This window comes from Erythrobacter insulae, from assembly GCF_007004095.1.
GTDB classification, from domain to species: Bacteria; Pseudomonadota; Alphaproteobacteria; order Sphingomonadales; family Sphingomonadaceae; genus Erythrobacter; species Erythrobacter insulae.
This window is the reverse complement of sequence record NZ_VHJK01000001.1, coordinates 12,307-37,839: the sequence shown is the minus strand read 5'-3', so window position 1 is coordinate 37,839 and position 25,533 is coordinate 12,307. Positions and strand designations below refer to the sequence as shown.

Annotated in this window: 24 protein-coding genes and 1 tRNA gene; 12 read left to right on the top strand and 13 right to left on the bottom strand. The window is 57.2% G+C overall.

The annotated features are described in order from the left end of the window. Positions 1–79 precede the first annotated feature (79 nt). Positions 80–1,138 (top strand): TIGR00341 family protein, encoded by a 1,059-nt coding sequence (locus FGU71_RS00155; protein WP_142786698.1) that lies wholly within the window; start codon positions 80–82, stop codon positions 1,136–1,138. Here the strand turns inward: FGU71_RS00155 and FGU71_RS00150 are convergent. From FGU71_RS00150 to FGU71_RS00125, 6 genes are all read right to left on the bottom strand, one after another. Beyond that, on the bottom strand, positions 1,116–2,480 hold the full coding sequence (locus FGU71_RS00150) for a M24 family metallopeptidase (RefSeq protein WP_142786697.1): 1,365 nt from the start codon (positions 2,478–2,480) through the stop codon (positions 1,116–1,118). The two genes, FGU71_RS00155 and FGU71_RS00150, sit on opposite strands and share 23 nt — an antisense overlap. A gap of 16 nt (positions 2,481–2,496) precedes the next feature. Continuing rightward, entirely contained in the window at positions 2,497–3,138 is a 642-nt protein-coding gene (locus FGU71_RS00145; RefSeq protein ID WP_142786696.1) for an inner membrane-spanning protein YciB, read from the bottom strand. Next, positions 3,138–4,061 (bottom strand): signal recognition particle-docking protein FtsY, encoded by a 924-nt coding sequence (ftsY, locus tag FGU71_RS00140; RefSeq protein ID WP_142786695.1) that lies wholly within the window; start codon positions 4,059–4,061, stop codon positions 3,138–3,140. Before ftsY ends, FGU71_RS00145 begins: the two co-directional genes overlap by 1 nt. Beyond that, positions 4,058–5,263: a MiaB/RimO family radical SAM methylthiotransferase gene (locus FGU71_RS00135; protein WP_234035565.1), complete on the bottom strand. Its 1,206-nt coding sequence runs from the start codon at positions 5,261–5,263 to the stop codon at positions 4,058–4,060. Before FGU71_RS00135 ends, ftsY begins: the two co-directional genes overlap by 4 nt. Then, a complete protein-coding gene (gene dapF / locus FGU71_RS00130; protein ID WP_142786693.1) occupies positions 5,245–6,054 on the bottom strand; it encodes a diaminopimelate epimerase in 810 nt (269 codons plus the stop codon). The genes FGU71_RS00135 and dapF overlap by 19 nt, the downstream gene beginning before the upstream one ends. A gap of 72 nt (positions 6,055–6,126) precedes the next feature. Beyond that, complete coding sequence (locus tag FGU71_RS00125; protein WP_234035564.1) at positions 6,127–7,785, bottom strand: putative bifunctional diguanylate cyclase/phosphodiesterase; 1,659 nt, start codon at positions 7,783–7,785, stop codon at positions 6,127–6,129. Positions 7,786–7,985: 200 nt separating this feature from the next. Here FGU71_RS00125 and FGU71_RS00120 point away from each other — a divergent pair, with 200 nt between their 5' ends. Next, the gene (locus FGU71_RS00120) at positions 7,986–8,402 is read left to right on the top strand and encodes an EVE domain-containing protein (protein WP_142786692.1); all 417 of its coding nucleotides are present in this window, start codon (positions 7,986–7,988) and stop codon (positions 8,400–8,402) included. Positions 8,403–8,405: 3 nt separating this feature from the next. Here the strand turns inward: FGU71_RS00120 and FGU71_RS00115 are convergent, their stop codons facing one another. Next, positions 8,406–10,091: a thiamine pyrophosphate-binding protein gene (locus tag FGU71_RS00115; protein WP_142786691.1), complete on the bottom strand. Its 1,686-nt coding sequence runs from the start codon at positions 10,089–10,091 to the stop codon at positions 8,406–8,408. A 204-nt stretch (positions 10,092–10,295) separates the two neighbouring features. Here FGU71_RS00115 and FGU71_RS00110 point away from each other — a divergent pair, with 204 nt between their 5' ends. Next, positions 10,296–10,487 (top strand): hypothetical protein, encoded by a 192-nt coding sequence (locus FGU71_RS00110; protein ID WP_142786690.1) that lies wholly within the window; start codon positions 10,296–10,298, stop codon positions 10,485–10,487. 12 nt (positions 10,488–10,499) lie between these two features. On the opposite strand, the gene FGU71_RS00105 is transcribed toward FGU71_RS00110, so the two are convergent. After that, entirely contained in the window at positions 10,500–11,897 is a 1,398-nt protein-coding gene (locus FGU71_RS00105) for an MFS transporter (protein WP_142786689.1), read from the bottom strand. 125 nt (positions 11,898–12,022) lie between these two features. Here FGU71_RS00105 and pgsA point away from each other — a divergent pair, with 125 nt between their 5' ends. Next, a complete protein-coding gene (gene pgsA / locus FGU71_RS00100) occupies positions 12,023–12,631 on the top strand; it encodes a CDP-diacylglycerol--glycerol-3-phosphate 3-phosphatidyltransferase (RefSeq protein ID WP_142786688.1) in 609 nt (202 codons plus the stop codon). Positions 12,632–12,658: 27 nt separating this feature from the next. Here pgsA and FGU71_RS00095 read toward each other — a convergent pair whose 3' ends face one another. The 3 genes from FGU71_RS00095 to rnd are packed head-to-tail and all read right to left on the bottom strand — an operon-like array spanning position 12,659 to position 15,802. After that, positions 12,659–13,651: a hypothetical protein gene (locus tag FGU71_RS00095; protein WP_142786687.1), complete on the bottom strand. Its 993-nt coding sequence runs from the start codon at positions 13,649–13,651 to the stop codon at positions 12,659–12,661. Positions 13,652–13,693: 42 nt separating this feature from the next. Then, on the bottom strand, positions 13,694–14,590 hold the full coding sequence (locus FGU71_RS00090; protein WP_142786686.1) for a hydrogen peroxide-inducible genes activator: 897 nt from the start codon (positions 14,588–14,590) through the stop codon (positions 13,694–13,696). Between the two features lie 9 nt (positions 14,591–14,599). Next, positions 14,600–15,802 (bottom strand): ribonuclease D, encoded by a 1,203-nt coding sequence (rnd, locus tag FGU71_RS00085; RefSeq protein WP_142786685.1) that lies wholly within the window; start codon positions 15,800–15,802, stop codon positions 14,600–14,602. A 200-nt stretch (positions 15,803–16,002) separates the two neighbouring features. On the opposite strand from rnd, the gene aspS reads away from it, so the two are divergent. Next, a complete protein-coding gene (gene aspS, locus FGU71_RS00080) occupies positions 16,003–17,793 on the top strand; it encodes an aspartate--tRNA ligase (protein WP_142786684.1) in 1,791 nt (596 codons plus the stop codon). Positions 17,794–17,999: 206 nt separating this feature from the next. On the opposite strand, the gene FGU71_RS00075 is transcribed toward aspS, so the two are convergent. Beyond that, complete coding sequence (locus tag FGU71_RS00075; protein ID WP_142786683.1) at positions 18,000–18,446, bottom strand: PA2169 family four-helix-bundle protein; 447 nt, start codon at positions 18,444–18,446, stop codon at positions 18,000–18,002. Between the two features lie 246 nt (positions 18,447–18,692). Between FGU71_RS00075 and FGU71_RS00070 the strand changes: the two genes are divergently transcribed. The 6 genes from FGU71_RS00070 to FGU71_RS00045 all read left to right on the top strand — a co-directional run bounded on the left by FGU71_RS00070 (position 18,693) and on the right by FGU71_RS00045 (position 23,342). Further along, positions 18,693–19,793, top strand: a complete 1,101-nt coding sequence (locus FGU71_RS00070) for a hypothetical protein (protein WP_142786682.1) — start codon at positions 18,693–18,695, stop codon at positions 19,791–19,793. Positions 19,794–20,040: 247 nt separating this feature from the next. Further along, the gene (locus tag FGU71_RS00065) at positions 20,041–20,277 is read left to right on the top strand and encodes an acyl carrier protein (RefSeq protein WP_067596821.1); all 237 of its coding nucleotides are present in this window, start codon (positions 20,041–20,043) and stop codon (positions 20,275–20,277) included. A gap of 124 nt (positions 20,278–20,401) precedes the next feature. Next, positions 20,402–21,661 carry a beta-ketoacyl-ACP synthase II gene (gene fabF, locus FGU71_RS00060; protein WP_142786681.1) on the top strand — a complete coding sequence of 420 codons (1,260 nt, stop codon included), beginning with the start codon at positions 20,402–20,404 and terminating at the stop codon, positions 21,659–21,661. After that, positions 21,630–22,649 carry an endolytic transglycosylase MltG gene (mltG, locus tag FGU71_RS00055; RefSeq protein WP_142786680.1) on the top strand — a complete coding sequence of 340 codons (1,020 nt, stop codon included), beginning with the start codon at positions 21,630–21,632 and terminating at the stop codon, positions 22,647–22,649. Before fabF ends, mltG begins: the two co-directional genes overlap by 32 nt. Positions 22,650–22,658: 9 nt before the next feature. Continuing rightward, complete coding sequence (locus FGU71_RS00050; RefSeq protein ID WP_142786679.1) at positions 22,659–23,177, top strand: 2'-5' RNA ligase family protein; 519 nt, start codon at positions 22,659–22,661, stop codon at positions 23,175–23,177. An 88-nt stretch (positions 23,178–23,265) separates the two neighbouring features. Next, positions 23,266–23,342: transfer RNA gene (locus FGU71_RS00045), tRNA-Met, on the top strand. Positions 23,343–23,520: 178 nt separating this feature from the next. On the opposite strand, the gene FGU71_RS00040 is transcribed toward FGU71_RS00045, so the two are convergent. Continuing rightward, positions 23,521–24,366, bottom strand: a complete 846-nt coding sequence (locus tag FGU71_RS00040; protein ID WP_142786678.1) for a hypothetical protein — start codon at positions 24,364–24,366, stop codon at positions 23,521–23,523. Positions 24,367–24,581: 215 nt separating this feature from the next. Between FGU71_RS00040 and FGU71_RS00035 the strand changes: the two genes are divergently transcribed. Beyond that, positions 24,582–25,358: a sulfite exporter TauE/SafE family protein gene (locus tag FGU71_RS00035; protein WP_142786677.1), complete on the top strand. Its 777-nt coding sequence runs from the start codon at positions 24,582–24,584 to the stop codon at positions 25,356–25,358. Positions 25,359–25,533 lie beyond the last annotated feature (175 nt).

The following is a 25,533-nucleotide window of genomic DNA, read 5'->3' as shown; positions in this document are numbered from 1 at the left end:
GCCTGCGTATAGCGCGCGTGATTAATCTGTCCCGGAATGTTAGGACGATCGCGTAAAGCGTCTGTGATTGGGTTACCCAATGTCGTCACGAATTGTTCAGGTGTATCTGCCCGAGGATCAAATCGAGGTTCTCGAAACGATATTGCCGCGCCACACGCGTAGGTTCTGGCGCGAAACCGTGCCCGGCGAGCACGAAAAGTACACTTGCATCGTCCAACAGCGTTATACCGACCGCTTGCTTGTCGATTTGGACGATGCGTTTGGGCATGTGCCGGCGTTCACGGCCTATGTCGCGAAGCTTGAAGCGGTATTGCCAACGTTGGAGGAAACTGCGGAAACAGAGCTGGCTCTGTCATCCGATTTGCCGCCACCCACACGGCTGGAACGGTTTTTCAGCCGCGACCGGTTGAGCACGGACGAGCTGTATGACGACATCGAGGAAAGCCTGCATGTCCGCCCGTCATATTTGCTGACTGTGGCCCTTTCTGCTGTCATCGCTGGATTGGGAATGCGCAGTGGCCAAACCGCCGTTGTGATTGGGGCGATGATTATCGCCCCCTTGCTCGGTCCGACGATGGGGCTGGCATTGGCTGCGACCGTGGGCAATCGGAGGCTGGGCCTACAGGCCGCCGTAACATTGGGCATCGGCTGTGTGCTGGCCGTTCTGTCTGGCGTCATCGTTGGCATGATTGTCGAGATTGATCCGCTGGTCCCCGAGCTCAGAAACCGGACGCTTGTCCAGCCTGCTGATATTGCGCTTGCGCTGGCTTGCGGTGCAGCCGGAGTCCTCGCATTTAGCCGCGGCACATCTTTATCACTGGTTGGCGTGATGGTGGCGGTTGCGCTGGTGCCGCCTTTAACCGCAGCAGGGATATATACCGGCGCAGGCTTTCCGGCAGCAGGCGCAGGGGCGGTGTTCCTGTTTGCTGTGAATCTAGTCTGCGTAAATGTCGCCGGAATCGCAACGTTCCTGGCTCAGGGATTGCCTCCCAAAAGCTGGAGGCTCACGACCGGTGTCATGTTGGTTTGGGTGATCTTGCTGATCATGCTCATGTCCATGATGGTGGGCCGGATATTTCTAGGCTTCGGATCATGGGATGGCCTTTTCGATTATTTTATTGCGGGCCAATCACCGTAATTTCAGTCTGACGACCGTCGATATAGCGCACGGTTTTGCCATCGAAGAACGCGTCTTCCTCGGTGCGGAAATCCACGCGTTGTCCGCCCCATTCGGGCACTTCGGCATAGGTCGTCAGTTCAATTGACCATGCGGTGTTCGCATTGATTGGGCCTGCGCCGCGCGGGTCGTATTCCTGATTGTCCCAGAACCCGATGGCGGGGCCTGCGCCGTGGCCGTGTGTACCGATGGGATGGGTATAGATTGAGGGATCAAGCCCCTCGGCAATGGCTTCACTGCGCGATTTCAGCATGGCGACATTACCGGGGCGGCCAACCTCGAAATTGGCGGCCAGAATATCCTGCACGCGGTTCGAATTTTTAAGGCCAGCGGCAAGGCCTGCGGGCACCTTGGTCTCGCCTGGTTTCAGGACATAGGCGAGGTGCTGAGTATCGGTGTTGAGCCGCAGATAGGTGATGCCGAAATCGGTCCAGAGAAGATCGCCGTGCTGGATCACAGTGTCGCCATCCAGCATACCTTGTGCCCCCTCGCGCTGAATGCCGATGCTGGGGTGGAACCACGGCGTCAGGCCCAGCTTTGCGAGCCGATCGCGGTACCACCATTGGACATCGGCGGCGGTTGTTGTGCCGGGGGTGATAACCTTGCGGGAAAACGCCTCTGCAATGATCGCATGGGCGGTGCGCACAATGGATGGGTAAAGCTCCATTTCTGATGCGATGCGCGTTTCCAGCCAGCGCACGCTTAATGTTTCGCCCGAAACGATCCGCTCACGGTGTTCAGGCGAAAGTGCCTTGCTCATCGCCATAAACTGGCTGTGCGTCATACCGTCACCAAAAGCGGTGATATCGGAATAATTGATCGCAATTTTCGCCGGATCGCGCGCGGCGATGATGTCGGCAACGGCCTGCCATTGATCGGGCTCGTCCTCGGGTGCCCAAGACGGCTCAAACAATCCGGCAAGGCCATAGCGGCTGACCGTCAGGCGTTCGATCGGGGCGCCATTGCCCGGATCATGAAAGATCAGGATGGTGCGCCGCCGCGCCGACATGCTTTTCGCATCGAGCATGCTGGCGACCACCGGCTCTTCAAAATATTCGCGGCTCATCATCAGCCACAGATCGACGCCTTCCTCGCGCATGATCTGGGGAATCACGGTGTCCAGCCGCTCGGCAAGGATACCGTCGATCACCTTGGCGCGTTCCCGCATGGAGAGGATCGGCGGCAACGCAGGCGCGGATTGTTCTGTCTCGCTCATCGGAATGGGAGGCGAGGGAGCAGCGGTTAAAGGGGGCGCGGCGAGAACCGCAATCGTTGAAAGCGACGCGGCGAATAGTCGAACCATGAAATCCCCTTGCGTTTTAAGCCGTTGGTGGCTCGTTTTTGATTACGTCGTCTTCCTGTCCCACATCCAGCCCGTGTTTGAGCAGCATCGGGATGTTGGCCATCGTGAAGATCAGGCTGATCGGCATGAACACCCACAGCTTTGCCCATAGCCAGCCTTCGAAAGTCATATAGGCGACGAGCGCTTCGTTAAGGCCAGCCAGCGCGAGAAAGAACACGCCCCAATTGCGCGACAATTTGAGCCAGCCATGTTCGTCGACGCCTTCAAATGCGGCCTCCAGCAGGATTTTGAGCAACGGTTTGCCCATGGCGAAACCAGCGATCAGCGCGACGCCGAAAATGCCGTAAATTATCGTCGGTTTAAGCTGCACAAACCGCGGATCGCCAAAGAATATGGTCAGCGCGCCAAAACCTACGATCAGCACGGTCGACAGCCATAGCATAGGCGATACATGCCCAAGTTTGAGCTTGCTGAAAGCCAATGCAATCACCGCTGCGACCATAAAGGCGATGGTGCCATAGATGACCGGCGCGACTTCGCCGAATTGCGTGTCTGCGGGCACGGGATAGAGTTTGAACACTGCGAGGAATATCAGCAGCGGGCCGTAATCGACCAGCAAATTGAGCCAGCCGGATTTGGGTTTTTCAGTGTCTGACATTACGCCACTCCTGCAATCACGCGGGCGACAAGGTCGGGATCGAACGGGCGCAGGTCTTCCATTTTCTCACCCACACCGATGGCATGGATCGGCAGCCCATATTGTTCGGCTGCGGCGACCAGAACACCGCCGCGCGCGGTTCCATCCAGCTTGGTCATGATCAGACCGGTGACGCCCGCGACTTCTTTGAAAACGTCGATCTGTGACAGCGCGTTCTGCCCGTTGGTTGCATCCAGCACAAGCACGACATCATGCGGAGCCTCCGGGTTGAGCCGCCCCAGAACGCGGCGGATCTTCTCCAGCTCGTCCATCAGCTCGCGTTTGTTCTGAAGCCGTCCGGCGGTGTCCACCACCAGCGCGTCTATTCCGGTGTCGGTGGCCTGCTTGACCGCATCGAACACAATGGAAGCGGGATCGCCGCCTTCCGGCCCGCGCACAATGTCTACGCCGGCACGCTCTGCCCATGTGGCGAGCTGTCCAATGGCCGCAGCGCGGAAAGTGTCGCCCGCCGCCAGCAAAACGCCGTAATCATCTTCGGTAAAAAGATGCGCAAGTTTGGCGATCGTCGTTGTCTTGCCCGACCCGTTGACGCCGATAACAAGGATGACTTGCGGGCGCGGGAAGGCGGTTATCTCAAGCGGTTTTGCAACCGGACGAAGGATCTCTGCGATTTCTTCGGCAACGGCTTCTTTCAGTTCGTTCTGGGTGATCTCTTTGCCGAACTGTTTATTGGCAAGCTTATCGCGAATGCGCGCCGCCGCCGCAGGGCCAAGATCGGAGATGATCAGCGCATCTTCGATATCGTCGAGCGTTCCATCATCCAGCTTACCCCCGCCAGCGATACCAACGAGGTTTTCGCTGAGCCGGTCAGACGTCTTGCGAAATCCGCCAAGCAGCTTTTCGCTCCAACTCGTCTCGCTCATACCAACAGGCCTTCCTCGATCCCGCGCACGGTCACATTCACAATATCGCCTACCTGTGTATCTTCGGACAGACGCACACGGGCATAGTTCGGCGCATAGCCCGTTCCGTCGCGCTCGGCGAGGACGGGCAGTGTTTCACCCACAAGACTGGAAAGCCATGCGGCGCGCACATCCGATACCGCGCTGCGCAATTCGGCGGCGCGCGATTTGATTATGGAGCGGTCCATTTGCGGCATCCGCGCCGCTGGGGTGCCAGGGCGCGGGGAGAATGGAAAAATATGGCCGTGCGCAAGCCCAAGCTCTGTGATGATCGAAACGTTATCAGCATGATGCGCGTCAGTCTCTGTCGGGAAACCCGCCATCAGATCGGCTCCGACCGTGATTTCGGGCCTGCGGGCCTTTAAACCCAGCACCAAATCGACCGCATCGGCGCGCAAATGGCGGCGTTTCATCCGTTTCAAAATGAGGTCCGCGCCGTGCTGCAATGACAGGTGAAGGTGCGGCATCACGCGTGGTTCGCTGGCGAAAAGTTCAAACAACTGCTCGTCAATCTCGATCCCGTCGAGAGAGGACAGGCGCAGCCGGGCAAGTTCCGGGAACTCGGCCAAAATCGCACCAGCCAGCGCCCCCAGTTTCGGTTCGCCTGGCAGATCATGTCCCCAACTCGTCAGGTCCACTCCGGTAAGGACAGCTTCCTTGGCGCCTTGGGCAAGGTGTTGTTCCACTTCGCGAAGCGCCTCTGTGATAGACAGCGAACGGCTTTTGCCGCGCCCCTGCGGGATGACGCAGAATGTGCAATCGTGATCGCAGCCATTTTGCACCGCAATAAAGGCGCGTGTTTTGGTCGGCGCAATCGGCGTTTCGGCGACAGGCGCGTTCCAGCTGCGCGGATCGAGTTTGCGCTCGTTTGCGATCAACCCGTCCACCTCGGGCATATCGGCCAGCTGGTCCCGCTCAATATCCGCAGCGCAGCCCGTGACGATCAGGCGTGCGTCGGGCCGCGCGCGCCGCGCCTTGCGAATAGCCTGACGGGTTTGGCGCACGGCTTCGGATGTGACCGCGCAGGAGTTCACCACTACAACATCGCCCGCGTCGGCGAGCATCGCGCGCATACGCTCGCTTTCGGCGAGGTTCAGGCGGCAACCCAGTGAAATCACTTCCGGCTTGATTTCAGCGGGCGCGCTCACGAATAATCGTCCCATTCGAAGGTGCCGCGAAATGCCTCTGTCGCGGGGCCGGTCATGCGGATCGTGCCGCCTTGTTCCCATGCAATGTTGAGATCGCCGCCGGGCAGGGTAACGGTGACGGGGCTTTTCGCGATACCTTTGCGGATCGCTGCCACAGCGGTTGCGCAGGCGCCCGTGCCGCAGGCCCGCGTCAGGCCCGCACCGCGTTCCCATACATGGAGGGTCAGGTGGTTGTCGCCCGCAATGCTCGCGACGTTCACATTGATGCGTTCTGGAAAGAGCGGATCGGTTTCGATCGCCGGGCCGATTGCCGCAAGGTCGACCGCATCCGCATCGTCTGTGAAAAAGATCACATGCGGATTGCCGACATTCACGGCCATGGGTGCATCCAGCATGTCCCAACCGACTGGCATGTTCGCTGTGTCCATCGCATAAGCGAGCGGGATCGCGTCCCATTCGAATTTGGGGCTGCCCATATCGACGCTTGCGCCGCCGGTTGCCGGCTCAAGCGTGATCGCGCCGCCGCCGGTTTCGACCTTGGCAGGTTGCCCATGCAGCAACGCCACCGCCCGGCTGGCATTGCCGCAGGCTTCGACTTCGCTGCCATCGGAATTGAAAATGCGCATACGAAAATCGCACGTATCACTCGGTTCAAGCACGATCAGTTGATCGCAGCCGATCCCTTCGCGGCGGTCGGCAAGGCGATTGGCAAAATTGCTCGGAATTGCGGGCAGGGCGGTTTCGCGCGCGTCGAGCACGATGAAATCATTGCCGAGGCCATGCATTTTGATGAAGGGGACGCGCATAGTGTTGGTGCATCTATGCACCCGCTTGCCCGGCGTCTAGTCTATGGCTGATGAACGCTGGTGCGCAGGCCTTTAAAGCTGGGCGTTCGCGCGCTGCGGTTCCTGCGATTGTGCCACGTTTTCCAACAACAGCTCCGGTCTGGATTCGCCCACCAAAAGGTTCAGGCGGCGCAGCCGGTCAAACACCGCGTTTGATGGTTCGGGCTTGCCAAAATAGTATCCTTGTCCCTTGAAATCGCCAAGGTTTTTGAGCGTTTCGAGGATCGCTTCGCTTTCGATGCCTTCGGCCGTAATCGGCAGATCAAGGCCTCTGCCAAGCGATACAATCGCATCGACGATGGTTCGCCCGCTTTTGTTGTGGCGCAGTTCGCTAACGAAAGAACGATCGATTTTCAGCCGGTCAAACGGCAATGACCGCAATTGTTCGAGGCTGGAATAGCCGGTGCCAAAATCATCCAGGCTGATGGAAACACCCTGATTGCGGAGGCTGGTGATCATCGAATGAACCATTCCCACATTGTCATGCAGGCAGCTTTCGGTGATCTCGATTTCCAGGCGCTGTGCAGGGAAATTGTGTTCAACCAGCATTTTGAGCAGTTTCTGGGCGAACCATGGGTCGCGCAACTGCACCGGCGAAATGTTGACTGACAAAGTCAGGTTTTCATCCCACAAACGCGCATCGGCAAAGGCTTTGCCGATCAATTGTTCGGACAGGTCGGCGATAATACCGATCTCTTCCGCTATCGGAATGAAGATATCGGGGCTGACGAGGCCCAATTCCGGGGACTGCCACCGGGCAAGCATCTCAAAACCGGACAGCTCGCCAGTCGTGAGGTCGATCTGCTGTTCATAGAATGGCACAAATTCGTCGTTTTCCAGTGCGCGCCGGATGCCCGATTCCATTTCGTTGCGGAAACGCAGTTCGTTTTCCATCGCCGATTCAAACCAGAAATAGCGGTTCTTTCCCTGCTTTTTGGCGTGATACATTGCGATATCCGCGCGGTGCATCAGCTCATCGGAATTGGTGACAGCGAAATTTTGCGCGCCACCATCTTGATCTGTTGCAACACCAATCGACATGGTTGCATCGATCACCAGAGTTTTCAGGCGAAACGGCAGAATTACGTGATCAAACATGCGGATGACCAGTTCATCGATGCGGTTCCGATGTGCCGGATCATAGGACAGGACAAACGAAAATTCGTCACCGCCCAGCCGCGCCAAAATGGCATTTTCAGGCAATTGTTCGCGCATTCTTTCGGCCAGTATCACAAGCACATCGTCGCCAATCGAATGGCCGTGCATATCATTGATCTGTTTGAAATTGTCGAGGTCGATCATGCCATACGCGATGGCATGCCCGCGCGCGGCGGCGCGTTCGCGAAGCTGATCGGTCGCGGCGCTCATGCTTCGGCGATTCAGGCATCCGGTAAGCGGGTCAATCTCGGCCAGTTCGCGCGCCTGCGCCTCGGCGCGTCTGCGTTCGGAAATCTCAAAAACGAGCTGACGATACCGGCGCCAGCCAAAGATGATCAGCGCGATATTCAAAAGCAGCGCATTGACCAGCAGTTTATCGGGACCCTTGCCATCGGCAAAAATCGCGTCGATCACACTGGGCAGAACAGTTCCGCCGGTGCCGACGAACATGATGATCGCAGCCGTTGCAATGCCGAGCGCAACCATGTCTTTTTCCGCGCTTCCAAAGCGATGATTGGTCGTTTTTTCAGTCACCGTTCCTGCTTCGCTTTACCCGGGGATTGCCAGCCCGATTAAATGGAGATCCCGAAATCGGGGTCGTGATCCGGCGTTAATGCCGCGTTTCGATAAAAATCGGGTTAATTCTGGTGGATAGCGCGCCAAGGGCTGGCCGCGATGCGTCTGCGTGGCTAGGCAGATGCCGCATCTTCAGCAATCGATCAGGAGCGCTATTCATGGCCGAGCAGAAATTTTGGCTGATTAAATCCGAACCGTTCAAATACAGCTGGGACGATTTGGTGGCCGAGAAAGAGGGCACGTGGGACGGCGTCCGCAATCACCTTGCCAAAAACAATCTCAAAGCGATGAATGTCGGCGACGAATGCTTTTTCTATCACTCGCGAGAGGGGTTGGAGATTGTCGGGATCTGCACAGTCAGCGTCGCGGATATCCTCGATCCCACTGACGAGACGGGCAAATGGGCGGCTGTAAAGGTCAAACCCAAATGCAAATTCGATAATCCGGTTTCGCTAAAACAGATCAAGGCAGAGCCCAGACTGCAGGATTGCGATCTTGTCCGGTTGTCCCGCCTGTCGGTCGCCTCGATCAAGCCGGATGAATGGAAATGGATTTGCGAGATGGCGGAGGGCTAAACCCTAAGCTTTGGCGCGCAGGGCGCTGACCGTTGCGCCGCTCGCCGCGAGCTGTTCGATATCGATTTTCATATGGATCAGCCGCAAACCCTGGCGTGTCTGGGCCTGTGCCAGAGCATCGATGAATTCCTGCGTTGTAGTGGCCACCGCGCTCCACCCGCCAAAGGCCGCGCCAAGCATGGCAAAATCGGGATTGGATAGCTGCGTGCCGGAAACACGCGCAGGGTATTCGCGCTCCTGATGCATACGGATCGTGCCATATGCTCCGTTGTCGATCACCAGCACAAGCAGATTGGCACCGTGCTGAACGGCTGTGGCGAGTTCCTGACCATTCATCAGGAAATCACCGTCGCCCGCCACGGCGACCACTTGTCTTTCGGGATGACGCAAAGCCGCAGCGACAGCGGCGGGCACACCGTATCCCATCGCGCCAGCGGTTGGCGCGAGCTGGCTGGGATACCCTGCATAGCGCCAATACCGGTGCCACCATCCGGCAAAATTGCCTGCGCCGTTGCAGATGATGCTGTCTTTGGGCAGCGCCTCTCGCATGTGCGTGACACAGGCCGCCATATCAAGCGCGGGCGCGGTTTCTGACGGCGCGGCGCTTGCCCATTCACGCCATTCTCGATTGGCCTGCGCCCCGGCGTCAAACGGGATCACGGCGCTATCTTCCCACAAAGCAGCGGCTTCGGCGAATTCATCAACCGAACAGCACATCTCAAGATCGGTTTTGTAAACCCGGCCCAGTTCGTTTGCGTCGGGATGGATGTGGACCAGCAATTGATCGGGATGTTCCAAAGTCGGGACTTCGTACCCGTCTGTTGTTGCTTCTCCCAATCGCGCTCCGACTGCGATGATCAGGTCTGCGTCCTTCACCCGCTGAACCAGTTTGGGATTGGGTCCGTATCCCATATTTCCGGCATAAACGGCGGAATCCGGAGAGATCGCATCCTGACGGCGAAACGCCGTTGCCACGGGCAGTCCAATATTCTCGGCGAATTGTTGAAAGTGATCGCGCGCTTTGGTGTTCCATCCAGCGCCGCCGATAATCGCAATGGGGCTGGCTGCGTCTGAAATCAGGCCGAACAGCGCCTGCATCGCATCGGGACAAACCGCCTGCGGCGGCCGCGTGGTGAAAGGGCGCGGCGCAATTGCATCGTCTACGTGATCACACAGCATATCTTCGGGCAGCGCGACAACGACCGGACCGGGCCGCCCGCTGATCGCGACCGAGTATGCCCGTGCGATATATTCTGGAATACGGGCCGGATCATCAATGCGCGTGACCCATTTGCAAATGGGCCCAAAATAGGCGCTGAAATCAACCTCCTGAAAACCCTCCCGGTCGCGCATATTTCGGGCAACATCGCCCACGAACAGGATCATTGGCTGCGAATCCTGATGTGCGACATGCACTCCGATGCTGGCATTGGTGGCGCCGGGGCCGCGCGTGACGAAAGCGATGCCGGGGCGCCCGGACCCAGCGGCGTTCATCGCGCCATCTGCGCAGGCCATGAACGCAGCTCCGCCTTCCTGACGGCAAATGACGGTTTCGATGGCGGCTGTGTCATGCAGCGCATCCAGAACCGCAAGAAAGCTTTCTCCGGGTACCGTGAAGATGCGATCTGTACCCTGCTCGGCAAGGCATTCCACCAACAATTGTGCAGCGCTTTTCAACGTTGTGCCCACGATCCGTCTCTCCCCAACCTTTTCGATCCGTCACCGGCGCTTAGCGGGGGCAGGGACGAAGGGCAATCACAGCAAAGATGGTTAGCAAAACGCCGCTTCTGTCCCGCTCTGTGACAGGGGATAAGCGATCCGGGGGCAAGGGGTTAAGAAATTGTTAAAATCGCGTAACACACCGGTCGAAGCACATACATTCCGAGAGAGAATATGCGTCGCAGCCTAGTCCTTACCGATGAAACATGTCGCCACCCGTTTCGCGCTAGCCTTCCGCCAAGCGTAAAGGCCGATCTGAATGTCATTCCCGCCGAAACGCTGTGGCGGCTGACCGCTGATGACGTTCGCGGCTTTGCAACCACCTATGTTGCGGTGACCGCAGCGGTGCTCGCCTTTATTATCTAAAGCTGTTTCCGGTTAGGAAAAAGCTGGCGCGGCGGCGATTTCGGCGGCGTGCAGTTTTTTTCCCAGCCATGCCGACACCACGGTCATTCCCGCAGCCAGCAGCAATTGTTCGGCAACCGGTATGCCCAGTGCTGTCATGCCAATGGCCACCGCAGATCCGATCACCATCGCCAAAGAATTGACGATATTGTTCGCCGCGATTGTCCGCGATGCGGCGTCCGGTGCGCAGCGCGTGGTAAGAAACGCATAAAGCGGCACCACAAACATCCCGCCCGCTGTCGAAATGCCCAACAGGATCAGCGAAAGCGGGATTGCCAGCGGTTCGAGTATCCACAATTGAATGGGCAGCAATTCGCCCGCTTCATTCGGGATCCATGCGCGCGATACGAAATAGAACCCGATCAGGAAAAAGCCCATGATCACGACGCAAATTGGCGCGTATCGGGCGGACACCTCGCCTTTCAACAAAGCGTTGATCGCAACCGAACCCACCGCAATGCCGACGGAAAAGATCACCAGAAACAGGCTCGCGACTTCGGGTGTGGCGAGCAATTGGTTTTTGGCGAGAGGCGGGAATTGAATGAACAGGACCGCGCCGATCGTCCAGAAAAAGCTGATCGCGATAATGGCGAACCAGATTTCGCGATTGTCGCGCGTTTTCTTTACCAGTTTCCAGCTCATCACAATTTGATCGGCGATGGCGACCGGTGCGTATCCGAGCCAGCGCAGAACCGGATTGCGCACTTTTTCGGCATACGGTTCGAGCAGCGGGAAATGCAGTTCATGGTTGCCCTGAGGCGGGGCATCCGGAACCCAGCGGCTGACGAAGTATCCCGCGATTGCGGTCAGGATGATGAGGCCAATGACATATTCGATCGCGTCGATCATGAACCCGGCCAGGATCGTACCGGTAAGGATCGCGATATAGGTTCCTGCCTCCACTAGCCCGGTTCCGGGCAGCACTTCGTCTTTTTTAAGGTGCTGCGGAAGGATCGCGTATTTGATCGGGCCGAGAAACGCGGATTGCACGGCAGCCAGAAAGACCACGCCCAAAAGCAGCGGGATGGCGAAAGTGTGCACGGCGATGCCCTGCCACGCCATAAACAACCCGATCGCGCCAAGGCTGGCCCAGCCGATTTCGCACAATTTTACCCGGCGAATGATCGCTGCCTTGTCATGCGTATCGGCCAGTTGCCCGGCAAGCGCCGAAAACAGCACGAATGGCAGGATAAACAATAGCGATGCTATGCCGCTAAAAAATGCCTCTTGTTTCTCATCGTTATAGACAGAGTAAACGACGAACAGGACCAAGGCGGTCTTGTAAAGATTGTCGTTAAACGCATTGAAAAACTGCGTGACCATCAAAGGCATAAAGCGTTTGCGGGTTAAGAGGCGCGTCGATGTGGTCATACAAATGGGTCGGAAATGCTCCTCTGTTTTCCCAGATAGACGTTACGTGTTCTTTCACAAGAGCGTTCACAAACGCGAAAGGTGACTTTTGCGCGGGAAAAAGTGACGCTAGGGCTTTGCAACATATGTTGACCTTACCCAACATCCTTACGCTTTCGCGTATTTTCGCCCTGCCATTGCTGGCATTTTTCCTGTGGTGGCCGGAATGGCGGCTGGGATATGCGATCGGATTCGGCCTGTATGCGCTGATCGCGATCACCGATTTTTTTGACGGATATCTCGCCCGCGCTCAGGGGACGGTGTCGAAACTCGGTATCTTCCTCGATCCGATTGCGGATAAAATCATGGTGGCAACCGTGCTGTTGATCCTCACCGCACAAGGATATCTGCGCGGGCCCTATGTTGGCGATATGCACGTGATTGCCGGTCTGGTGATTCTGATTCGCGAAATTGCGGTGTCGGGCCTGCGTGAATTTCTGGGCGGTTTGCAGGTTTCGGTGCCGGTGTCTGCGCTGGCCAAATGGAAAACCACGTTTCAGCTGATGGCGCTCGGCGCGCTTATCCTTGGCGGGGCTGTTCACGGCCAACCATGCCAATCACTGGGTGAGCCGTGCACAAGCATCGCGGAAAGCTATATTCACATTATCGGGCTGGGCAGCCTATGGGCGGCGGCGGTGCTGACTGTAATCACCGGCTGGGATTACCTGCGGGTCGGTTTGAAGCATATGGATTGATCGCTGTGTTCGCGCGGTGAGGAATAATTACGCCTCAGCCCGCGTCTTGATCACGGCCAGCACATTGCCTTGCACATCGCCCAGCAGCACCTCCCCCCACAATTCGAAATACCATCCCAGCCGAGTGCGCATCTGGTAACTGGTTGTCAGGTTCAACGTGACTTCGTTCGGGCCAGTTTGGGTTAAAGTGTATCCGCCCCGCGCGATTTTCAGGATGGGGCCATCGGGGTCGATATGCTTGTCAGTATGCGCCTGCACAGACCCGTCCGGGAATACAAACGTCCACGCAATCCGCTTCCCAGAAACGATATCGTCGACATGTTCTTCGAACCGGATGTCCGGCCCCCATTCCGCCTCGCGCACCAGAGTGTCGCCGCGTTTGACGAGGGCGGCATCGCTGGGGCGGGGTATCCCGATCAGATCATGAGCGAAAGTTGCCGTGCCTTCGGTGTCGGCAATGTCAGGCACCGCGATCAGCATCGACCAAACCGTGTCCGCGCTCGCTTGAATTGTGACAGAGCGGCTGACGCTGCGTGTCTGCCATTGGGGCGGGGCCATCTCCTCGGCAAAGATGACGGCGAACGGGATCAAAAGCGCAGCGGAAACTTTCAGCCGCGTACCTCCATCTGCGGCCTGTTCGGCCTGTTCGGCCTCTTCGCGCCGAATTTTGATCAGGAGAGCCGCAAGCGCGCCTCCGATCCCGCCGGCGAGCCAGAACGGCAGCACCATCATTATGCAAACGAGTCCCTCGCCGACGCCAAAATAGACGAGCGGAAATAGTATCGCGAACAGCGCCACTGGCGCGATCAGGCACCCGATCGTGTTGTAAGAGGCCCAACCCAGCCCGCCAATCAGCGCACCGATGGCAAAAGGAATCGCAAACAATGCGCCGAAACCCGCAAATCCGTTTTCCAGACCCGGTCCATAGACAAGGTAGGCGAAGGCGCAGAGCACAGTTGCAAGCATAGCCAGCAAAAAGCCGCTATATGCCGTTTTGGGAAGCTCTGCCGGTTCATCCATATTATCGCGACCTATGCCCGAAAACAGCGGCGCGACAAAGCCTTACTCCGCTCTCAATTCCTCAGCGAGCAGTTTGAAATCGGCCTCTCGCGGGGAGTTTTTCCGCCATGCCAGCGCGATTTCACGCTTTGCAGTCTCGCTTTCGACCGGGCGGGCCACAACATCGGTGCCGTTCAGGATTCCGGCATCAATCGCCATTTCAGGAAGCATGGTAAGCCCGAGATCGTGATCGACCATCTGAACGAGTGTGTGCAGGCTGGTGCCGATCATGCTGGCGCTGGCTCGCAATTCGCTGCGGTTGCAGGCTGCCAGCGCATGATCGCGCATGCAGTGCCCGTCTTCGAGCAGCAATAACCGCCCTTGGTCGATCATGTCAGGCGGGATGGTCGCCGGAGGATCGCGCGGATCGTCTTTGGGAAACGCGACAAACAACCTGTCGTCTGAAATATGCTCTAACGCGATCTCGCCTGTATCGAATGGCAGCGCGAGCAGCACGCAATCGACCCGGCCATGCTGAAGCGAATCGAGCGCATCGTGGCTCGTTTCTTCGTGCAGCATCAATTGCAGATCGGGGCGTTCTTTTCTCAGCCGTGGCAGCAGGCGCGGGATCATGAACGGCGCTATCGTCGGGATCACACTCATCCGCAGCTGGCCCGAAAGCGGCTTTCCTGCCGCCTGCACCAAATCGGACAGCTCCTCCGCCTCGCGCAGAAGCTTGTTCGCTTTGGTCACAACCTGCTCGCCAAGCGAGGTGAAACGCACCACGCGCCGGCTGCGCTCCACCAAAGTCACACCGAGCAGCGATTCCAGCTCGCGGATGCCCGCGGACAGTGTCGATTGTGACACAAAACTGGCATCGGCCGCGCGGCCGAAATGGCCGTGTTCATGCAGCGCGACCAGATATTGCAGCTGTTTGATGGTGGGAAGGTAGGTCGACATCGGTTTGCGCTACTCTGCCGCCAGCGCTTCTTCCATGCTGGCTTGCATATCATCGATATGCGTCATTTTCAGCTTGCCGTCTTGCACCGCAAAAGCGAGCTTTCCTTCGACCAGTTCCAACGCATCCTTGCCGAACACGTCATAGCGCCAGCCTTCGAGAACTTTCAGCTCGCGTACGCCTGCGGCAAGGGCTTCCATCTCGTCTGCCCGGGTAAGCAGGCGCGGTGCCACGTCAATTTCGCGGGCGCGGATTTTAAGCAGCAATTTTAGCAGATCGGCGACCAGCGCGCCTTCTTTTCCCAATGGCGCGCCGCGCTTCATTTTCAGAGGCATTTCCTCTTTCGGCAAAGGTTCTGCCTCGGCGATGACTTTCATCATGCGTTTGCCGATATCGTTGTCTTTCCAAGCCGCGGAAAGCCCGCGAACCTTGCCCAGATCCGCCTGTTTCTTGGGCGGGTGGCTGGCAATGTCAGCCAGTGTTTCATCGCGCATGATCCGGCCGCGCGGAATATTTTTGTGCTGCGCTTCGCCTTCGCGCCATGCCGCCAGCGCTTTCAACCGGCCCAGAACGGTGGGATTGCGCCCCGGTGAGCGGATCCGTTTCCAGGAATTGTCCGGATCGATGATGTAATTGCTCGCATCGGCCAATTTTTCCATCTCCGCGTTGAGCCAGTTGCCGCGCTCGGTCTTGATCAGTTTTTGCAGGATCTTTGGAAAGATCACAGAAAGGTGCGTCACATCGCCAATCGCATATTCGATCTGGCGTTCGGTCAGCGGGCGGCGGCTCCAATCGGTAAACCGCGCGCCTTTATCAACGGTAATGCCAAGCCACGTTTCAACCAGATTGGCATAGCCGATCTGTTCGGACTGGCTCACCGCCATCATCGAGATCTGCGTGTCGAATATGGGATAGGGTGTCTTGCCCGTGAGGTTGACGATAATCTCGACATCCTGACCGCCGGCATGAAAGACTTTCAGGACCTCGTCATTCTCGCACATCAGATTGAGCAGCGGGGTCAGGTCGATGCCACTCGCCAGCGGATCGATCGCGGCGGCTTCTTCTGTATTGGCGATCTGCACCAGGCAGAGTTCCGGCCAATAGGTATTCTCGCGCATGAACTCTGTGTCCACAGCGACGAATTCGGATTTTGAGAGGCGCTCGCACAGATCGGTGAGAGCTTCGGTGGTGGTAATCAGATCATGTATTTTCATAGCATTTGTATCTTTTTGAGCGGAGTGCCGCTCTCGGGTCCCTTCCCAGTGGCCTGTTTGACCAGACGCTTCACTTGACAAAGTGCAGGTCTTGCCCTGTTAGCGCGCCCATAAACAGGGCATATAAAGCCCCACTTAATAGCAGGCGCGCTCGCGCCGTGGTCCTTTGGGCCATACGCTTAAACAGGACAAGAGTTTAGATGCACGCTTATCGCACACACACTTGCGCACAGCTTTCCGCTGAAAATGTCGGAGAATCGATCCGTTTGTCGGGTTGGGTTCATCGTAAACGCGATCATGGCGGCGTTTTGTTCGTCGATTTGCGCGATCATTACGGAATCACTCAGCTGGTCGCGGATGAAGATTCGCCCGCTTTGGCTGTGTTTGAACGGTTGCGTGCCGAATCTGTGGTGACGATTGATGGCGATGTGAAAGCGCGCACGCCCGAAACCGTGAACAAAGATCTGCCCACTGGCGAGATTGAAGTGTTCGTTCGTTCGATCACCGTTCAAAGCGCAGCCGCAGAATTGCCGATGCCGGTCGCAGGCGAGCAGGAATATCCCGAGGAAATCCGGCTTAAATACCGTTTCCTCGACCTGCGGCGTGAAACCATGCACCGCAACATCGTGCTGCGGTCAAAGGTAATTTCGTCGCTGCGTAACCGGATGACCGGGCAGGGCTTTACCGAGTTTCAAACGCCTATTCTGACCGCGTCTTCGCCAGAGGGCGCGCGTGATTTCCTTGTGCCGTCCCGTATGCATCCGGGCAATTTTTACGCGCTGCCTCAGGCGCCGCAGATGTTCAAACAGATGCTGATGGTGTCCGGGTTTGACCGGTATTTCCAGATTGCGCCGTGTTTCCGCGATGAAGATTTGCGCGCCGATCGCAGCCTCGAATTCTACCAGCTCGATTTTGAAATGAGCTTTGTCACACAGGAAGACGTGTTTCAGGCGCTTGAGCCGGTGCTTGCCGGCACGTTTGAGGAATTTTCGGGCGGTTACAGCGTAACCCCGTCGGGCAGCTTTCCGCGCATCCCCTATGCCGAAGCGATGATGAAATATGGCACGGATAAACCGGATCTGCGTAACCCGCTGATCGTCAGCGATGTCACCAGCCACTTTGAAAAATCGGGTTTTGGCCTGTTTGAGAAAATCGTTGGCGGCGGCGGCGTGGTTCGTGTGATCCCTGCGCCCAAAACCAACGAGAAAAGCCGCAAGTTCTTCGATGACATGAACAATTGGGCGCGCAGCGAAGGTTTTGCAGGGCTCGGTTATGTCACGCGTAAAGGCGGCGAGTTCGGCGGTCCGATTGCCAAGAACCACGGTCCCGATCTGATGGCGGATCTGTATGATGAGCTGGGCCTTGGCCCTGATGATGGATTGTTCTTTGCCGCTGGTAAGGAAAAGGATGCCGCGAAACTGGCTGGCGCAGCGCGCACCCAGATCGCCGAGCAGCTTGAGCTGATCGAGCAGAATTGCTTCAAATTCTGCTGGATCGTCGATTTCCCGATGTATGAGTGGGACGAAGACAACAAGAAGGTCGATTTTTCACACAACCCGTTCTCCATGCCGCAGGGCGAGATGGACGCGTTGGAAAATATGGACCCGCTGGAGATCAAGGCGTGGCAGTACGACATTGTCTGTAACGGCTATGAGCTGTCATCCGGCGCCATCCGGAACCACCGTCCGGATATCATGTACAAAGCGTTTGAGCTCGCCGGATACAGCAAGGAAGACGTCGACCGTGAATTTGGCGGCATGATCGAAGCCTTCAAACTGGGCGCGCCGCCGCATGGCGGATCGGCTCCGGGTATTGACCGGATCGTGATGCTGCTGGCGGGCGAAGAGGCGATCCGCGAAGTGATTGCTTTCCCGATGAACCAGAAGGGCGAAGATTTGATGATGAGCGCGCCGAGCAAGGCAGAGTCAGCGCAGCTGCGCGAGCTGTTCCTGCGCACAATCGAACCTCCCAAGAAAGAAACCGAGCAGTAAACGCCGGAGCGCAGGGTCCATTACGAAAACGAAAAGGCCGCCCTGCAAAACTGCAAGGCGGCCTTTTTTGGTTCGATGCATGTCGCCGGGAAAGGGGGCGGAGCGCACAGCGCTTCTGTCAGAAGAGGCGGGCGCTCAACGCCCTGACGCGTCCCGTTCGGGGCGTCATCCCGTCATGATCGGCCCGTTGTGACCGGCAAGACTTATTACGCAAATTGTGCCTCCAGCATGTTGGCGAAACGTTCGCCCTTGCTGATTTCGCCATAGGTGTCCTGGATCAGGGTGCGGATGGACAAGTCCATGTCCTTCACCTCGTCATCATTCAGCACCCTGCGAAAGTTCTCGGCGATAAACTCTTCGCCTTCATCGACGCGATCAATCACGGCTTTATCGCCGTTTGAGACTGCCTCGGTAATTTTCAGGAATGTCTGGTGGACCGATCCGCTCAGGCTGACGCTGGCGATTGGTTTTTCCTTATGCATCAGCAGGCCGTTGTTCAATTTGGCCAATGTCTGACTGCGCATGTTTGCGCGCTGTTCGAACGCCTTTTTCATGGCTGAACTGCCGGATTTTTCCGCTGCTGTGCGGTAACCTTCGACTGAATCGTATGTGATCTGGGTCAGTGTTTTGAGTGTTTCAATATTCTGGGACATAGGTGTCCTTGATAGTTTTGATCTTTTGCGCCGCGCCAAATGCGCTGCACTTTCAATACCTTAATGCTTAGGCGTGCACGATCGTTCCGAGTGTTCGCCAAAGCGGGCATGAGCTGCGATGGACCGTTCTGATGCGCCATGGCCCCCTGCTGCGGCGCAAAATAGCAGGCTAGAACAAGCAGGTTCATCTTACCGTCGGCAGCGATTTGCGATACCATGGTGATTGCAAACTTAAGGGGGACCGTTTTGACACAGACAGCTTTTCGCAAAACTGCCGGATTGGCGATGGCAGGCGCTATGATCACGGGGGCGGCTGTCCACGCGGAAACGCTTAAGATCGAAGGCCACCTGCCTGCCGCTTCCGATGCCGGTGTAGAGCATCAGATTATCGCGATTGATGACCTGAACGGGGCGCAGGGGGCGAAGCTTGGTTTTGAGCTTAAGACCGCGCTTGAACGTATTCGTGTCGATGGCGATCTGTGGTTTGATGTCGCTGCATTTGGTTCGCCGGGCGTCGAGGCTGTCATTCAAGGCTCAGGCGATTTGCAATCTTCGGTGACTGATGTTGATCCGAAACAGGTGCGCACCTGCGAGACAAAAGATGCCGAGGAAAATTGCATCAAGTACAAAACCACGGCCTATGATTGCAGCCGCTATGAAATGTCATTCTTCCCCGATATCGAGCTGGTCGCGAGATCGGGCGAGGTTTTATATAGCGCCCGCGACACACTCAAAAGTTCAACATTGTACTGCACTGACGAAGCCGAGCGGCCCTCGCACGGCGCAATGGCGAATGTGCTGATTCAGCAGTTTTCAGACCGCGTTCGCGATGAATTGGCGCCGCGATACCTGCGCGCGGATTACCGCGTGCTTGAACGGCGCAAGGGATTAAGCGAACCGGATCGGGATGCTTTCAAACAAGCTCTCCGGCTGACGAAATCCAATGAAGATGCCGCCTGCGATGCATTTCGCGCGCTTGACGAAAAGTATCCGCGACAGGCGTCGGTCGTGTTTAACGTCGCGCTGTGTTTCGAACGCGCCGGTGAATACGGCATGGCTCGCGAAACATATCAGCGCGCTCTGAATGCAGAACCCAATAAACCGATGACCTTGGAAGCGATGGCCCGTGTCGACAATTGGGAACGCGGAGAAGATCAGCTGAACCGCCGTGCCGCTTTTCTTGCCGCGGCAAACAGCGCCCCGCCGGCGCAATTTCCGCCGCCGCAAACATTCCCGCCGCAAACATTCCCGCCGCAAACTCCTCCGACGCAGCCGGTGCAACCTGCCGAACCATCGCAGCCCGGCGAGTCTTTTCGCCCTCAGACGATCGAGCGGCCCGGCCAATAGGTCCGCATCGTGATTATTTACGCTACAGAATGCGGGTATCTCGCGAGATTGGGGCGCGTAAAACCCTTGTGATATCCACGCCATCGCATAAATAGGCGGGCAAGCGCGATTTGAAGCTGCGCAGCGGGGGTATCGCTGCTCTTTTGAAAACGCGGGGGCGGGGGCAAGAGTGATCGGCACTTGCGCTCTATCGAACCGGCCTTTAGGGCACTTTTGTTATTTCAACCCGAATTTAAGAGGGACACACATGAGCGATACTGCCGACCGCGTGCAGAAAATTGTTGTCGAGCACCTTGGTGTCGAAGGCGATAAAGTAACTCAAGAAGCTAGCTTCATTGATGATCTGGGCGCTGACAGCCTCGACATCGTTGAATTGGTTATGGCTTTCGAAGAAGAGTTTGGTGTTGAAATCCCCGACGATGCAGCTGAGAAAATCAGCACAGTCGGCGATGCGACCAAATTCATCGAAGAGCACAAGGGCTAATCGCCCCCGGCATGCCCGTATTTCGGGCAGCTGACCGACAGGCCCGAACCCTTATTCAGGGTCGCGGGCCTGTAGTGTTTCGGGATCAGATAAAATAACGCCCAAGCGGGCTGTGGAGAATGGTATGCGCCGTGTTGTTGTAACCGGACTTGGGCTTGTCACCCCTTTGGGCGGTGACGTTGAAACCAGTTGGAAGAACCTTATCGCTGGCGAAAGCGGCGCGGGTCAGATTACGCGGTTCGATACATCCGATCAGAAATGCACCATCGCGTGCGAAGTGAAAGACAAAGACCATCCATGGGGTTTTGACCCGGACAAACGCGTTGATCACAAGGTTCAGCGGCAGGTCGATCCGTTTATCATTTATGGCATTGATGCCGCAGGCCAGGCTCTTGAAGATGCTGGTCTGACCGATATGACGCAAGCCGAAAAAGAACGCACCGGTTGCTCTATTGGATCCGGCATTGGCGGGCTTCCGGGTATCGAAAAGGAAAGCATCGTCCTGCACGAGCGCGGACCGGCCCGCGTTTCCCCGCACTTTGTTCACGGGCGTCTTATCAATCTCATCACTGGTCAGGTTCAGATTAAATACGGCTTCATGGGTCCAAATCACGCGGTTGTAACGGCCTGTTCAACCGGCGCGCATTCGATTGGTGATGCCGCGCGGATGATCATGATGGATGATGCCGACGTCATGCTGGCAGGCGGTGCAGAGGGCACTATCAACCCGCTGGGCATTGCAGGATTTGCGCAGGCGCGCGCTCTCAACATGAGCATGAATGACCGCCCGACCGAGGCAAGTCGCCCCTATGACAAGGACCGCGACGGATTTGTAATGGGCGAGGGTGCTGGCGTTATTGTGCTGGAAGAATACGAGCGCGCCAAAGCACGCGGTGCGACGATCTATGCCGAGGTTACCGGATATGGCCTGTCGGGCGATGCATACCACGTCACCGCGCCGCATCCCGAAGGAAAAGGCGCAGAGCTGGCCATGAAAATGGCGCTCAAGAAAGCGGGCCTTGGCTCCGGCGATATCGATTACGTCAATGCACACGGCACCAGTACGATGGCGGACACGATCGAACTGGCCGCCGTGATGCGTGTGCTCGGCAAGGATCTGGGCGGGGCTTCGATGAGCTCGACCAAGTCGGCCATCGGCCACTTGCTCGGCGGCGCAGGCGCGGTTGAGGCTGTGTTCTGTATCCTCGCCATACGCGACGGCATCGTTCCGCCGACGCTCAATCTGCACAATCCCGACGAAGGCACCGAAGGCATCGACCTTGTGCCTTTGAAAGCGCGCAAGCGCGAAGTGCGCGCCGTTCTCAATAACAGCTTCGGTTTTGGCGGCACAAATGCCTCGCTCATCATGCAGAAGGTCGATTGATCCGTTGAAGGGCTTTTTTGGGAAGAAGCTTGGCTGGACCGTCGCACTACTGCTGGCAGTTGTCCTTGCTGCGGGCCTGTATTTTGGTTCCGCCGCAATGGGCGGGGCCACGATCAAGGAGGAAACGCCTTTCGTCATTCCGGCCGGTTCATCGCTAAGCGCGGTGGCAGGCAAGCTGGAGGATGAGGGGCTGATCCAATCATCCGACGGTTTCCTGATCAATGCACGGTTGTTCGGTTCATCCGATCCGATTCAGGCGGGCGAGTTTTTGCTTACTCCTGATATGAGCCAGGGCGATATTCTGGCCGCGTTTCAGAACGGTGATGTCGTTCGGCGGTTTGTGACGATACCCGAAGGTATGCCCTCCATCCTCGTCTATGAGAAATTGATGGCGGAGGATCTGCTTACGGGGGACATCGACGTTCCGCTCGAAGGGTCTGTGCTGCCTGATACATACGCGTTTGAGCGCGGGCAGGATCGCGGCGAAATTATCGAGCAGATGCAAACCGCAATGGACACCTACCTTGCCGAGGCATGGGCAAAACGCGGGCCGAATATCGCCGTTGAAACGATGCGAGAGGCGCTGATCCTTGCCAGTGTCGTGGAAAAGGAAACAGGCACGGCCGCAGAGCGCGGGACTGTGGCTGGCCTTTACTCCAATCGGGTAAAGTCCGGGATGTTGCTGCAAGCCGACCCGACGATTATTTATCCCATCACCAAGGGCAAACCGCTGGGCCGCCGCATCCGGCAATCCGAAATTGCGGCTGTAAACGGATACAATACATACACCCGGGTTGGCCTGCCCGAAGGTCCAATTACCAATCCGGGCCGCGAAAGCATCGCCGCTGTGCTCAACCCTGAACCGCATAATTATCTCTTCATGGTCGCGGATGGAACGGGCGGCCATGAATTCAACGCGACCTTGGAAGGGCACAATGCGGCGGTTGAAAAATGGTATCAGCTGCGCCGTGAGCGGGGCGAGATGTAAGCTTGGCGGTTGGCTAATCCGTTTATCCTGACTGCCAAATTACCGCCTGCAATCCAGGGGTGGGCGGACAATCTGCGGCGCGCGCACTATCCGGCAGAGCGCAACCATCTGCACGCGCATGTCACGATGTTCCATTCCTTTGCGCCCTCGCTGCTGGATGAGCTGAAAGATTTCTTGCCGCGTCTTACCGCTGAATTCGCCTCGCCTGATGCCGAGGTCAGCGGCATAATGGATTTGCACACCGGCACCGCGATAGCGCTCCACAGTCCGCAATTGCTTACCCTGCGCGAGCTTATCGCGGAGCATTTTCACGGCAGCCTGACAGCGCAAGACCTTCACGAACCGCGTCCGCACATCACAATCCAGAACAAAGTGACAAAGCGTGAGGCGAGGGCGCTGCAGGCCGAATTGCTGCCGGGTTTGGAGCCAGTACGCTTCGCTTTCCCGGCGCTTGAATTGCATCTGTATAAAGGCGGCCCTTGGGATCTGGTCAAAACCTCGGCGTTCCGCGGACATGAACGGCTTTAAAACCGGTGCATCAATGGTTGACCATCCTGCAACCGCAGCCTAAACGCGCCGCTCGCTTGAGGCATTAGTCCTCGCGAATCCCAATTGGGGCGGAGTAGCTCAGGTGGTTAGAGCAGCGGAATCATAATCCGCGTGTCGGGGGTTCAAGTCCCTCCTCCGCTACCAAATCGATCAATAAATGGATGGCAGGGGCGTCGGATGAACGCCTGATTGGCTGCATCAGGGTGCGATCTTCAAGAGACAGCTCGGGCTTCTCATTTTTGGCTACCGATGCTGTGCTGCTGTTCGGAATTAATCACGCGCTCAATGTCATAACGCTTCTGGTCACGCTCGGGCGAAGGCGTCATTGCAGAGACCGAACCACCTCGACGAGATCAGGCACCATCACCAATTCATACTCCCGCTCGGCGCCGTCCTTTGAAGGTGGAGCCCAACCCTCTGCAACGATCCTCATCCAGATGGGGCTGGCATCAGGCCGCACATCCGGCTCCCAGCCGGTCATTTCGACCAGCCGCCTTGCAAGCTTCCCGTAGGCTAGGTTCGCAGTTTGCGCGCTCGACGAACCGAGGACCTCGGCAGCGATCACACGCATAGTTGCAGTGCGTCGAAAAGCGTGCGCGTGGAAGCGCAAGATCGCCCATTCTTTTTGAGAGGGTGAGATCGCACACAAAGCCCTGCGCAACGCATCCTTGTCCGGTCTGGGTCGAAGCGGTCGGGGCCTCGCCCAAGGAGCCTCGAGCGATTCTGGATCGAGCGTCAGATTGCGCCACCACCGATCGCCCAGCTCACGCTCGCGGATCAGTGGCACCTCAACCGCTTCTCCATTCGCGATCTTGTGCATCAGGGCGCGTCGACGTGCTAATGGATAGGTCGCAACGAAGTCGCGCCCATATCCACCCGCATCGACATGTCGGCAAAATAGCTCCCATTCTTCGGGCGGCTGGTTGAAGCGCTTGTGCAGCCGCAGGTGGCAAGACTTGCAAATCGGAGAGGTCTGGGGAGGCTCAAACCTGAAGGGCTGCGAATAATCCTCCGAGTGCCATTCTCCCGGTGCGCGGTCTGGATCGCGGCACAGCCCGCATGGTTTTCCCTCCAATGTGAAGTCAGGTCCTGCCTCACCGCGATGATACGCCTTGAGGATCAGGTCGCGCTGCTTCCAGCTGTATCCGTTATACGATGCCCCGCTCATGGCCTGCATCAAGACAGCAAACAGAGAAAAAGCAATGAAGATGTGTGTTTTAACATCGAAACGATTGGCGACTACTGCTTCGCGTCTCTTTCGGTTCGCTGATCAGATTCCATTTGTGCGCCGCACAACAAAGCTGCAATTCGTCGTCATCCGGTTGCCTCCGGCTGACATAGATACGCTTTCGGGCGTTTCGTGTCCTTCATAGGTCTACGTCTATGTTTGATGCGATTGCGCCGCTAGCGGCAGGCTTGCTTCCCTTCATCCTCGTTGGTTTTGCTGCACAGATCATTGATGGCGCGCTTGGCATGGCATTCGGGGTTATCACCCAGACCATGCTGGTGAGCGTTTTGGGCCTCCCTCCGGCAACTGCCTCGGCGAGCGTGCATTTGGTGGAGGTGTTCACCACTGGAACGTCTGGAGCGAGCCATCTCTGGCGCAAGAACATCGACTGGCCGCTCTTTTGGCGCCTGGTGCCCGCCGGCGTCATTGCTGGCGTTCTAGGCGCGTATGTCCTTTCGAGTGTTGATGCTTCTGCGGCAAAACCGTACGTCATGCTCTATCTGGCCGCTATTGGTATCTTCCTTTTTTATAAGGCGATCTTTTTTGGGCGCTGGCCGCGATTTAAAGATCCACGGTACACCGGACCGCTCGCCTTTATCGGTGGTTTTCTCGACAGCGCCGGCGGCGGTGGTTGGGGCCCAATCGTCACCTCAAACCTGCTGGTGCAGGGCGGTGATCCTCGTACTACGATTGGCACGGTCAACTCGGCCGAATTCCTTTTGACGCTGGCGGTGTCGATAACCTTTCTGATTACGCTCGGCGTTTCTGCATTCAGCCAAGCCGTTATCGGCCTGATCATCGGCGGCGTCATTGCAGCGCCCATCGGCGCGATTCTGACCAGCCGGATCAACGCTAGATTGCTTCTCTTTATGGTCGCAACCGTGCTGACAGCCACCAGCATTTTCACCGTGGTCAAGGCATGGAATATTTGACCGGCACATTTCTGCTGATCCAAAAGTCAAGAATAGCGAGGATCCGTGGATACGAACTTGATTGCTGTGCTAGGTTTCGCATTCGTCATCAATGCCATTGGCGCACTGGCCTACGCGGCACGCATCGCTGGTCTTCGAACAGGACGGATCGCAATGATCACATTCCGCGTGTCGG

Coding starts and splice junctions, on each gene's coding strand:
- FGU71_RS00155 (WP_142786698.1), top strand. CDS start 80: ATGTCGTCACGAATTGTTCAGGTGTATCTGCCCGAGGATCAAATCGAG.
- FGU71_RS00150 (WP_142786697.1), bottom strand. CDS start 2,480: ATGGTTCGACTATTCGCCGCGTCGCTTTCAACGATTGCGGTTCTCGCC.
- FGU71_RS00145 (WP_142786696.1), bottom strand. CDS start 3,138: ATGTCAGACACTGAAAAACCCAAATCCGGCTGGCTCAATTTGCTGGTC.
- ftsY (WP_142786695.1), bottom strand. CDS start 4,061: ATGAGCGAGACGAGTTGGAGCGAAAAGCTGCTTGGCGGATTTCGCAAG.
- FGU71_RS00135 (WP_234035565.1), bottom strand. CDS start 5,263: ATGGGACGATTATTCGTGAGCGCGCCCGCTGAAATCAAGCCGGAAGTG.
- dapF (WP_142786693.1), bottom strand. CDS start 6,054: ATGCGCGTCCCCTTCATCAAAATGCATGGCCTCGGCAATGATTTCATC.
- FGU71_RS00120 (WP_142786692.1), top strand. CDS start 7,986: ATGGCCGAGCAGAAATTTTGGCTGATTAAATCCGAACCGTTCAAATAC.
- FGU71_RS00110 (WP_142786690.1), top strand. CDS start 10,296: ATGCGTCGCAGCCTAGTCCTTACCGATGAAACATGTCGCCACCCGTTT.
- FGU71_RS00105 (WP_142786689.1), bottom strand. CDS start 11,897: ATGACCACATCGACGCGCCTCTTAACCCGCAAACGCTTTATGCCTTTG.
- pgsA (WP_142786688.1), top strand. CDS start 12,023: ATGTTGACCTTACCCAACATCCTTACGCTTTCGCGTATTTTCGCCCTG.
- FGU71_RS00095 (WP_142786687.1), bottom strand. CDS start 13,651: ATGGATGAACCGGCAGAGCTTCCCAAAACGGCATATAGCGGCTTTTTG.
- FGU71_RS00090 (WP_142786686.1), bottom strand. CDS start 14,590: ATGTCGACCTACCTTCCCACCATCAAACAGCTGCAATATCTGGTCGCG.
- rnd (WP_142786685.1), bottom strand. CDS start 15,802: ATGAAAATACATGATCTGATTACCACCACCGAAGCTCTCACCGATCTG.
- aspS (WP_142786684.1), top strand. CDS start 16,003: ATGCACGCTTATCGCACACACACTTGCGCACAGCTTTCCGCTGAAAAT.
- FGU71_RS00075 (WP_142786683.1), bottom strand. CDS start 18,446: ATGTCCCAGAATATTGAAACACTCAAAACACTGACCCAGATCACATAC.
- FGU71_RS00065 (WP_067596821.1), top strand. CDS start 20,041: ATGAGCGATACTGCCGACCGCGTGCAGAAAATTGTTGTCGAGCACCTT.
- fabF (WP_142786681.1), top strand. CDS start 20,402: ATGCGCCGTGTTGTTGTAACCGGACTTGGGCTTGTCACCCCTTTGGGC.
- mltG (WP_142786680.1), top strand. CDS start 21,630: ATGCCTCGCTCATCATGCAGAAGGTCGATTGATCCGTTGAAGGGCTTT.
- FGU71_RS00040 (WP_142786678.1), bottom strand. CDS start 24,366: ATGAGCGGGGCATCGTATAACGGATACAGCTGGAAGCAGCGCGACCTG.
- FGU71_RS00035 (WP_142786677.1), top strand. CDS start 24,582: ATGTTTGATGCGATTGCGCCGCTAGCGGCAGGCTTGCTTCCCTTCATC.